9 protein-coding genes are annotated in these 10,738 nt (G+C 40.7%); 2 read left to right on the forward strand and 7 right to left on the reverse strand.

Annotated elements, in window-relative coordinates:
* Nucleotides 1-1,815: hypothetical protein (locus COT43_05900; GenBank protein PIS28663.1), on the forward strand; the 1,815-nt coding region annotated here is incomplete at its 5' end.
* A gap of 586 nt (nt 1,816-2,401) precedes the next feature.
* Complete coding sequence (fusA, locus tag COT43_05905; GenBank protein ID PIS28664.1) at nt 2,402-4,483, forward strand: elongation factor G; 2,082 nt, start codon at nt 2,402-2,404, stop codon at nt 4,481-4,483.
* 93 nt (nt 4,484-4,576) lie between these two features.
* Here fusA and COT43_05910 read toward each other — a convergent pair whose 3' ends face one another.
* The 7 genes from COT43_05910 to COT43_05940 form a co-directional block, all read right to left on the reverse strand.
* Nucleotides 4,577-5,332 (reverse strand): hypothetical protein, encoded by a 756-nt coding sequence (locus COT43_05910; protein ID PIS28665.1) that lies wholly within the window; start codon nt 5,330-5,332, stop codon nt 4,577-4,579.
* Nucleotides 5,333-6,025 carry a potassium transporter TrkA gene (locus COT43_05915; protein PIS28666.1) on the reverse strand — a complete coding sequence of 231 codons (693 nt, stop codon included), beginning with the start codon at nt 6,023-6,025 and terminating at the stop codon, nt 5,333-5,335. It abuts the gene before it with no gap.
* Between the two features lie 65 nt (nt 6,026-6,090).
* The gene (locus COT43_05920) at nt 6,091-7,836 is read right to left on the reverse strand and encodes a TrkH family potassium uptake protein (GenBank protein PIS28667.1); all 1,746 of its coding nucleotides are present in this window, start codon (nt 7,834-7,836) and stop codon (nt 6,091-6,093) included.
* 61 nt (nt 7,837-7,897) lie between these two features.
* Nucleotides 7,898-8,980: a hypothetical protein gene (locus tag COT43_05925; GenBank protein ID PIS28668.1), complete on the reverse strand. Its 1,083-nt coding sequence runs from the start codon at nt 8,978-8,980 to the stop codon at nt 7,898-7,900.
* A complete protein-coding gene (locus tag COT43_05930; protein PIS28669.1) occupies nt 8,973-9,497 on the reverse strand; it encodes a cyclic nucleotide-binding domain-containing protein in 525 nt (174 codons plus the stop codon). Before COT43_05930 ends, COT43_05925 begins: the two co-directional genes overlap by 8 nt.
* A 200-nt stretch (nt 9,498-9,697) precedes the next feature.
* Entirely contained in the window at nt 9,698-10,255 is a 558-nt protein-coding gene (locus tag COT43_05935; protein ID PIS28670.1) for a DUF4416 domain-containing protein, read from the reverse strand.
* A 4-nt stretch (nt 10,256-10,259) separates the two neighbouring features.
* The coding region (locus COT43_05940) for a hypothetical protein (GenBank protein ID PIS28671.1) at nt 10,260-10,738 on the reverse strand (479 nt) is incomplete at its 5' end.

Genomic DNA, 10,738 nt, shown 5'->3' on the forward strand with positions numbered 1-10,738 from the left:
GTCGGCAAGGTTTATTTGCAGGCGGTCGTGGATACCTATTGCAGTTACGCTTTCGGTTATCTGCATACCGGTAAGTTGCCGGAGCACTCTGTCAGTGTGCTTTATAACGATGTGACCCCGCAGTATAAGGTCTGGAAATTATCAGTAAAATCGGTCCTGACTGATAATGGTCGGGAGTTTTGCTCCCTCGATGTCACCGAATGGGTTAAAAAAACAAAGGAAAATTACATGAAAAAACTTATCGTTGGAATATCTATAGTATTATTTTTCGGATGTTCTCTTTATGCGGATAATAATCTATTTGGAATCAGCTATGAGTTCAATTCCGGCTTAAATATCGTTCAAGATGATAAATTCCAGATAGACAAGCATATTGCTTACAAAGATTACGGATGGATTGGGCAAGCAGTTGGTGCAGTTTCTTCCGATTTTAAAATCCTTATAAAACTTCCTTTTGGATTTCAACCGTATTTTTCTATAAGTAATAATTCCTTTATAGATGCAATCAGTAATCCGTTATTCTGGGAAACCCTCTATCCTGCAGTGATTGAGAGGTATGATTTTCATAAAGAGGATTTTACTACTAAATATTCTATCATCGGACATTCCTTCGGATTACGATATAGTCCCGGATTTCTTAATCTTCCTATCAGGTTCCATGCAAATTTTGAAAAATTATATCATGTTTTTAAAGCCAGTACCTACTTGAATGGTCAATATATTAATTTACCGCCCGACGCCCCGAGTGAAACCGCAAATTTTTGGGGTTATTCAAAGCTGAAGACAAAATTTAACTCAGGATACTCAATTGGCTTGGGAATAGAATACCCCATTTCCAATTTGTCTTTATTGTTTTCTACGAGTTATATTAATTCAAAAGCAAATGTTGAAGCCTACACCTCTGCAAGTCAATTTATATATCCGGAAGGCGCTATTCCTTCAGATGGTCTTTTCTTTTTGGCGGATATTCCGGAAGAATCAGATATTGATCTAAGCCATTTTGAAATGAAATTGGGATTCCAATACAACGTCCCGGTCAGTCTGGAAAAATATAAGAGAATTAGGAGTTCCAACCATTTTACTGCTTCTGTGGGTTTACGAACAGGATACAGCATACTAAATCCGGAAGCGTTTGATCCGTATATACAGAAAGAGCCTGGATTTGTTGACCACTGGCTTACTGAGATGAGGGGTGGTCAGGGAATCGATTTTTCGGTCGAGATTGGCAGATTATACGGTTTTTCCTTAATATTAGATTATTATTCAGATAATTTTAATCAAAGTCATCGGCAGCTTTATTATTTTTGGTCGATCATATTTCCAAATTACTATACAGATTTCATAACTGAGTTTAAAGAAAGAGAAAAGAAACATAAGTATAATGGATATAGTATAGGCTTTATTCATGAATTTAAGAGTAGCTTGAAAAATGTGAAGCCCTATTTCAGTTATGCAGTAAATTATGGTAAATTCCGATCGTCAACCCAGCTTGTTGCCAATACAGATAGAATGCCAAATGATTACTTCGAAGAGCCTGATCCTATTTTTTACGGAAAATCATTAATTGAAACAGATTATAGTTTGGGAAACAAATTCGGAATAGGTTTTAGATATAAAATAGGACCTATTTTAATATCTCCTGAAATTAAATATATCGTTTCAACACCAAAGATATCCAAACGGTATGCTCAAGTGAATTACGAGTATTCCGATGGGAGTAACATCCTGAAATATAAGAGAATTGACTATGAAGGTCAGTATATTCATTTGAAATATATTGTATTTAATATTGGAGTTGCATTTGTAATCTTTTAAGGTTCATCACGGTTAAGTGTGGGTAGGGCATAAATGATTAGGGAAATAGACATCCTTTTCTCCCCCGAACCTTCGGGGTCGGGCAGGCAATTTTAAATTGAGATTATTCTTTAAAATAACAGAAGAAAAAGATTTCATTGGATATTATCGAGCAGATTTTAGAAATGCGAAACTATTTTGTTGAAAAAAAATATCAATCACTGATGTAGCTATTTGGATTCATTGCGAGAAAAGGGAACAGACATATTGTTGCCCGCAATGTAAACAACATACGCTATCCGGTTACGATTCAAACCGGCGAGTTTTCGAAGACCTTCCGATGTCAGGCAAGCAGGTTTTTATTGAACTTCCGGTTTACCTGAGTGACTCCGGAGCTTTCAACACTGGAGAAAAAAGAGAAAAAGAAAGGGTTTTGATGTGAAAATACCCCCTTATAACTTAGCCTATTCGATTCCAGCTAATGGGGGTAACCTAATTGTTCAAACATCTCATATTTAATTATTTTGTGTTTATATATGAGAAAGTTATTTTAATTAACCTGTCAATTTTTTAAATTTAAAGTCTTTTAAATTTTAGGAGTTTTTGAATGGATAGTGGAATAATACAAAAGATACGAAATATCGGGATCGTCGCGCATATTGACGCAGGAAAGACCACGACGAGCGAGCGCATTCTGTTTTTTACCGGCGTTACGCATAAGATGGGCGAAGTTCACGACGGTCAGGCTGTTATGGACTTTATGAAGCAGGAGCAGGAGCGCGGCATTACAATCACATCGGCGGCAATCACGACACAATGGAAAGATTATCAGATCAACCTGATCGACACGCCGGGACACATCGATTTTACGCTGGAAGTGGAAAGATCATTGAGAGTTTTAGACGGGATCGTGATGGTTTTTTGCGCGGTTGGCGGCGTCGAGCCGCAAAGTGAAACCGTTTGGCATCAGGCGGACACTTACAAAGTTCCGCGCATCGCATTTATCAATAAAATGGATCGACAAGGCGCAGACCTTTTTCAAGCAGTCGAACAGATGAATGAAATGCTGGTCGCTAACGCGGTATTATTTCAACTGCAAATCGGGCAAGAATCCGAATTCAAAGGCGTTGTCGATCTTGTAATGATGAAAGCCTTCACCTACAACGAATTAGATGTTATCGAATCGGAAATTCCGGAAAATCTGCGAGAAAGTGCCCAAAAATATCGCACCGAGTTAGTGGAAAAACTTGCCGATTACGACGAATCGTTGATGACAAAGTATTTAGACGGTGAAGAACCAACCGTTGAAGACATCAAACGGGCGGCGAGATATGCGGTACTGACGCTCTGTGTGACGCCTGTTTTCTGCGGGACGGCATTTAAGAATAAAGGCGTTCGTTTATTACTGGATGCGGTCGTTGATTATCTGCCTTCGCCGGTTGATCGAGGGGTTGTAATCGGTAAAGATGTTAAACATCCGGATATACCGATAACAAGGAAACCAGGTTTCAAAGAACCGTTTTCTGCATTGGCGTTTAAAATTACCAACGACGCGTATGTCGGACAACAAACATTCATTCGCGTATATTCTGGCGAACTCAATTCCGGTTCCTATATTTACAATTCTACGAAAATGAAACGCGAGCGGATTGGTAGAATCATGCGAATTCATGCCGACGATCGAGAGGAAATAAGCGAATTGCGGGCTGGCGACATCGGCGCATTGATCGGAATGAAATATACGACGACCGGCGATACGCTTTGCGCGGAAAATGAACCCGTTTTGCTGGAAAACATACATTATCCCGAAACCGTTCTGGATATGAAGATCGAGCCTGCCAGCAATAAGGAGCGGGACAGACTTTCGCTTGCATTGGGCCGGTTAGCGCTTGAAGACCCGTCATTTAAAGTCCGGTTTGACAGTGAAACGGAGGAGACGGTCATTTCCGGAATGGGCGAATTGCATTTAGAAATTATTGTCGATCGTCTCAAGACTGAACATAAACTTGAGGTTGTTGTCGGCGAACCGGCGGTAGCGTACCGGGAAACGATTACGCGGGAAGTCGAGCATACCTATCGTTACAAAAAGCAGACGGGCGGTAAGGGACAGTTTGCGCACATCGTCTTTCGTTTGGAACCAAATCAGGGACACGGCAACGAGTTCGCCGATCATGTCAAAGGTGGTAATATTCCTCGCGAGTACATTCCGGCAGTGCAGAAGGCTTTTTTTGAAGCCTGCGAAGCGGGTTTGTATGCCAACTATCCGATCGTGGATATGAAATTTGTTTTGGTTGATGGAAGTTATCATGCAGTGGATTCGAGCGAAATGGCGTTCCGGATTTGCACACATCAGGCGATGAGAGAGATCATCAGCAAAGCCGCGCCGCAATTGCTCGAACCTATTATGAAAATCGAAGTGAATACGCCGGATGAATATATGGGCGATGCAATTGGCGATATAAACCGCAGACGAGGAAAAATCGAAAACATGCGTCGTCACAGAAAAGGTTCGCAGAAATTGACGGGTCTTGTTCCGTTAATGGAAATGTTCGGATATGCCTCGGCACTGCGGACGATTTCCAGCGGTCGTGCGGCGTTCTCGATGGAATTTCTTGACTATGCGCCGTTGCCAAAAAATATCGAAGAAATCGTCGTCGAGGAACAGCGGAAGAAAAAGCAACAAAGATAGAATATCCTCTCGGAAAAAACGTGAAAATTTGTCAAGCGGCGGACAAATGTCAGCCGCTTTTTATTTTTGGGTGAAAAGGGAATGAAGCCGAGATTATTGACCATTCTTCTGTTCTTTGAGGCTGGCAAGGAATTCTGTTTCATCCATAATAAAACAGATGGAGTTAGTCAGTTCGTTTTTTTGATTATAGACTGGATAGAAAGATAGATAACAGATGGTGAAATTTTCATCTTGTTTGAACTTTACCGATGCTTCAAATAAAGTATTTTTACTGCCCCGAAGATCGTTGACGACGACAAAGAAATTCAAATTCTGGACAAACGAGTGAATAAATTTATCAACGATATCTTTCTCTTCGATGTTGTATTTATTAAGAAGAGAATCGGTCACTTTCAGGATACGACCTTGAATATCCGTAATCAGCATATTCTTATGAACGTATCCGATCAAGAAATCGATAAGATAAGACTGCGAAGTGATTTTCAGCGTCTTCTTTTCGTTTAAAGTATTCAAAGTCGAATTGATATCAAGAATCTTTTCGCCGAGGATACCGATTTTTTTAAGTTGTTCTTCGCTCAGCGGTGTGCCATGTTTGACCAGATCGATGATTTTATCTAATTCTTTATAGATGTCCTTGCTTCGGAAAATGATGTGTAAAAACGTGAAAAAGAGAATAAACATCGAAAGAATGACAAAGTAAATGAAGTTTTCGGAATGATATTTAAGATTTGGATTCGCAGACAGGTTGAATTTCTGAAAAACCCAATAGCTGTTAATCGCTAGAGCCAAAATGATTCCGGAAACCAGAAAATAGGAAAAATAGAGACGATTTCGGTTAATCAGCAACATTTACAATTCCTTCATGCGATCGATATCGGTTTCTGTTCCGACGACGATCAGGATGTCGCCTTTAGCGAGAACAGTCGTCGGTTTGGGAAATTCCACTTCGGATTTTTCGCTGGGATTGCCGAGGTCGTCGATGTCCGTATGAATGCGTTTAATGCCGATGACGTTGATGTTCGATCGTTTCCGCAGTTCGAGTTCAAGAATCGACTTACCGACGATTTGCCGTGAAACGGTGACTTCCGCGAAATAGATATTTCCGGCGATTTGCATCTTGTCTTTGATTTCAGGTGAAATGAGCCGTTCGGCAACGCGCTCGCCCTGACTGATTTCGATATTAATGACATCCGAAGCGCCGACCTGTCTTAAAACTTGTCCGTGTAATTCTGATGTTGCGCGCGAAATGATATACGGCACGCCGATATTTTTGAGAATTGCTGTTGTCAGGATACTCGCTTCGATTTTTTCGCCGATGGCGACAACCGCAACGTCGATATCTTCGGTTGGAGCATTCTTGAGTGATTCTTCATCCGTGCTATCGAGTAAAATTGCCTGCATAACCATGTTTTTTGCTTTTTCAATCAGCGTGGGCGAGTTGTCGATAGCGATGACTTTTCCGCCTTTTTCTGAAAGCGATCGACAGACTTCCATCCCGAATGTTCCTAAACCGAAAACTGCGAAGACCTTATCCTTTGCCATTTTTTCCTCCAATGCCAAAGTACGTTAAATTGAATTGTTGTAAATCGATCATTTCTTTTCCCTTTTTATCCAATAAGGAGATTACCTTCTGGGAGCCGGATTTTGTAAGTCTCGTTCTTTTGCGAGAAAGCAATCACCAACGTCAGCGGACCGACACGTCCGATGAACATAGTGACAGCAATTATGAATTTTCCGAAAAAACTCAGCATAGGCGTGATTCCCGTTGAAAGTCCAACGGTCCCGAATGCGGAAACGACCTCAAAAAGGATCTGTTCAAACCGAAAATTCTCGGTAATTAGAAGCATCGTCGTCACCGTAAAAACGGTTGATAAAGCCAGAATGATGATCAAAAACGATTTGTTGACCAATTCTTTCGGCAGCGAATGTTTCATCAAAGTGACCTCTTCTTTTCCTCGAACTACGGATTTAATATAGGCAAAGATAACCGAAATCGTATTGACTTTTACGCCGCCGGCGGTCGAACCGGATGCGCCACCGATGAACATAAACAAAATCATAATGAATAAGGTGTACGTTTGTAGATTTCCAATGATGATTGTGTTAAATCCTGCAGTTCTCAAGGTAACCGATTGAAAAAAAGCGCTAAGGTATTGGGTTTTTAGATCGAAACCGAGCAGGACGTTCCGATGCTCGAAAGCATAAATAATTAATGTCCCGCTGACGAGTAAAATTGTTGTTACCGTGATGACCGCTTTGGAATTAACTGATAGTCTTTTTCTACGAATTTGCTGGGAAAACAGGTTGGATTTGATATTTATCCAAAAGTTTTCTAGTAAGTCTGAGAGAACGGCAAAACTCAATCCGCCGGTGATAATCAAGAAAGCAACCGTCAGGTTCAACGAGACGTTGGATCGATAACTCTCAAAATTATTTGAAAAAAGCGAAAAACCGGCATTGCAGAAAGCAGAAACGGCATGGAATAAAGAAAAGAATAGCGCTTGGGTGCCGACGCCGAAAGCGTTTTTAAAATTGGGGAAGAGAAGCGCCGCGCCAATTATCTCAATAATCAGTGTAAAAATAATAATTTTAATGATTGTTGATGACATCTTTTGCATATCCTGTTCGTTCAATAAATACGAAAGTGCAAGTTTTTCTTCCAGCGAGACTCGTTTACCGATAACAAATGCGGCAAAATAAGATAAGATCATGATACCCAAACCGCCGATCTGGATCAGGATCATGATGATAATTTTTCCCCAGACTGAAAACTGTATTCCCGTATCGACAGTAATCAGGCCGGTTACACAAACAGCTGATGTTGCCGTGAACAATGCATCAATGAAAGGAACTGAATGGTTTGTAGTGCTTGAAAACGACATCATCAGAAAAATCGTACCGAGAACGATGATGATCAAGAAACTGATTGCAATTGTTTGCGCGGGATGTCTATAAACGGATTTGACAAAATAGTTCAGTTTCTTGATACGACTAAGGATTTTGATCAAACTCAAAAGAGCCCTAAGAAAGATGAGATTTGTCGCCAATGTAGATGCTCTGGATGCGCTTAGTAAATAAGGTCTGCTGTTCGAGTAAACGGAAATGAAAACCAATAGGAATAATAGGAATATGTCAAACAAAATATTCCGAAAGAAGACTAATCTGAAATGTATCAAATAAAACCGGAGAATAAGTCCGCCGATAAAGAATATCATAACGAGCCAGTCAACGATACTCAAAAGTGCATTAACCGATGCGCAGGTTGGCAATCCATATCGCAACAAGAGAGACAATAATCCAAAGATGAGGATCAGAAATACAAAAATGTCCGGATTTTTTAATTTTGTTGGCATTTTAGGATGAAATTCACTGTCTATTTCATTATAGATTCGCCATCTCTATAGGCGATGATTATTATCTGAGTTTGTAATTTTTTAGCCCCCAGATGACCTCGGTTAACGTCACCTTGATAATACCAAAAGTCGGAACAGCGAAGAGCATTCCAAGCGCTCCGGCTATATTTCCACCGATGATTACGACGATAACGACGGTTAACGGATGCATATTGACGCTTTTCGATACTACCAGCGGTGAGACAAACGTGTTGTCAATGAATTGAACCAATACAAAAGTAATTGCGATCCAGAGAAGTATGTTCATCATATTCGTCGGATTATTGATCACTACCATCATCATGGCGGGTACAGCGCCAACAACCGGTCCTAAGTAGGGGATCAGGTTGGCGATTCCTGCTAGTATTCCGATGAATACGAATTGAGAAACAGGGTGATCGAAAGCGATATTGATGCTCAAAAGTCCTATGACCGAAAGAGCGCCGACGATGGCGGCATCCAGCGCCTGTCCTTGGATATATCTGGAAACCTGATCGCCGATTTTATGGATTACGTTTAAGGTCAATTCAAAGTATTTATTTGGCACATGAGAGATCAGCGCGCGTTTGAACAAACGTGTGTCTTTAATCAGGAAAAATGTGACAAACGGGATGATGGCAAGCGAAGCGGCGAACGATCCGGCATTATTTAAGAATCCGGACATGTTGCTAAGCATTCCATTGATGGTGTCGTTGAGTTTAGATATTAAGTTGCGAGCTAATTCGGGATTATTGAAATTTTTCTCAAAAACCGCTTCCAACTGGATGCCGATTTGGACGAGGACGTTCGACTCGATTTTAATCTTTATTTGATCCACAGCGGATATGATGGCAGGGAAAATTAGAAAAGCCGCGGCAACTATCGTCATTAAAATAGCGACCATGACGATGATAATCGCAATGCCTCGGTTAATTCCTTTACTTTCCATAAAATCCACCGCTGGTGTCAGGATTATGGAAAATATCCATGAAATAATCACCATCAGCAGAACGGACTTGACATACGGATAAATAATAAGTATTCCGGCAATTCCGAAAAATATTAGTAAGACACTCCAAAAGTTCTTCAGAATCAGCGGATAGAGTTGAAAAGCGTATTTATCCATTTTTTAACGCCTCTGTTTCGGATTGGCTTTTTGAGAGTAGCTCGTTTGTGCGACGTAGCCGCTCGCCGATGATTCTCGCCAAACCCCAGAGAATTTTTATACCGAGACTGGGTTTTCGATAAAGCAGGTCGAGTAAATCAGGTCGGAAAAATCCGATGATATCGCAATCGACGACAGCGATTGCCGACGCGGAACGTGGCGCTTCGTCGAGTAATGCCAGATCGCCGAAAAATGCGCCATCCGGTAAAACGGCTAAACTTTTTTTCTCGCCGTCTTCGTTTTCTTCGGCAATTTCGACCGATCCTTCCACAATGATATACATGCCGAGGCCGGGATCACCCATCCGAAAAATCGGCTCATTTTTTTTATAATTTCGACGATGGATAATCTTTTCGATTTCAGCAATCTCTTTGGAAGTAAGATCAGAGAAAATCGGAACGGTTTTTAAAATCTTGAAGATGTTGTCGTTTTTTTCTTTGCTCTGTGCTTCAAAATGTTCCCAGATTGGATTGCTCATTATTTATCTCTCTATAAAATACCTTTTAAAACGCCTTAATATACGCCGATTCCCAAATTTTGTCAAATTCATTATCGAGATTTATAAAAAGCCATTCCACGATTTTTTATCCCATTTTGAGAGATAACCGATTAGCGTTGCTACTGTCACTAAGCCTACCTGGAAAGACAATATATTGGGTTTTTGACTACTGCAAAACTTTATAGGGTATTTTTAGGAGTGTGGAAATTTTGAATAAATATGTTGTTTTGTTTTTTATAGATGCCGCGCAAATGAAGGAAAAAGGATCGATAATATTGTGACTGGAAATCTAAAAATGCCCACGGATAAGGGGAAAATTTGCCTTTTTCATAATGTAGTGTCATGTCCGCGTATATTCCTGACCCAATGGAGATTTTGTGGATTCCATATTTTGCTGATGCGAGAACGATTTTGTCGTAATCCATGTATCCGACATCAAGATTCACTTTGCGGTTTTTACCGATGGTAAATCGGCCTTCGATTAAGTTGGTCGTGAGTTTGGCTGATGCAAGAAAGTCTGGCGAGACAAGTTTTTCAAACGAGTAAAACCGTCGGTAGATCGGCGTCCCCACTTCGGCGTCGTAATACGTCGTATCTATGAAGGTAAAGTCTTCGCTGACAGAATCAATCGGACTAAAAGCGTTTTCGGCATCAATCATTGCTTTTTCTAAAAAATTTGTATCGGAATATAACGCGCCGATAAAGAGTTTAACTGGTTTTGGAAGCGAAGGTATCATCGTTTTATTGTATCCGGTGAGCGACTTTCATGTTGAGTTCTTTTTCTCTAAACAAATTTTCCGCTACAGCAATTTCCGCACGGCGAACGATTTTCGGTGAGACGCCGAAAAATTTTTCCGCAAGCACACTGATTTCCTCCTTGAAATTACCTTTATATTGCTTGCCGCCGCCGATTTTTTGAAAATAATGATTATGAATGTAGAGGAAACCATTTTCGTCTCGTTTGGACAGGCAGATTCCCGACATCGACTTCCAGTGAAACGAATCGCTCCAGAAACTGATGAAATCTGCAATCTGTGTTGGCTTCTTTTGAAATGAATAGCGCCATTTGGGTCGGTGGCCGTCGAGTGTCCAGAGTGAATAAGTGTTAGTTACAGGATCGAACGGTAAAGTTGAATCCGCCACACCAATTTCTAATGGTTGATTAAGCAGATAGCCGGGGTCCAGCAGAAATTCGCGGCTGTCAAATTTCAAAATGAGCG

This window comes from Candidatus Marinimicrobia bacterium CG08_land_8_20_14_0_20_45_22, from assembly GCA_002774355.1.
Taxonomy (GTDB): Bacteria; Fidelibacterota; UBA2242; order UBA2242; family UBA2242; genus 0-14-0-20-45-22.

Excerpts from the sequence above, each read along its gene's own strand:
- COT43_05935 (PIS28670.1), bottom strand. The coding sequence starts at position 10,255 with ATGATACCTTCGCTTCCAAAACCAGTTAAACTCTTTATCGGCGCGTTA.
- COT43_05915 (PIS28666.1), bottom strand. The coding sequence starts at position 6,025 with ATGGCAAAGGATAAGGTCTTCGCAGTTTTCGGTTTAGGAACATTCGGG.
- COT43_05910 (PIS28665.1), bottom strand. The coding sequence starts at position 5,332 with ATGTTGCTGATTAACCGAAATCGTCTCTATTTTTCCTATTTTCTGGTT.
- COT43_05930 (PIS28669.1), bottom strand. The coding sequence starts at position 9,497 with ATGAGCAATCCAATCTGGGAACATTTTGAAGCACAGAGCAAAGAAAAA.
- COT43_05925 (PIS28668.1), bottom strand. The coding sequence starts at position 8,980 with ATGGATAAATACGCTTTTCAACTCTATCCGCTGATTCTGAAGAACTTT.
- fusA (PIS28664.1), top strand. The coding sequence starts at position 2,402 with ATGGATAGTGGAATAATACAAAAGATACGAAATATCGGGATCGTCGCG.
- COT43_05920 (PIS28667.1), bottom strand. The coding sequence starts at position 7,836 with ATGCCAACAAAATTAAAAAATCCGGACATTTTTGTATTTCTGATCCTC.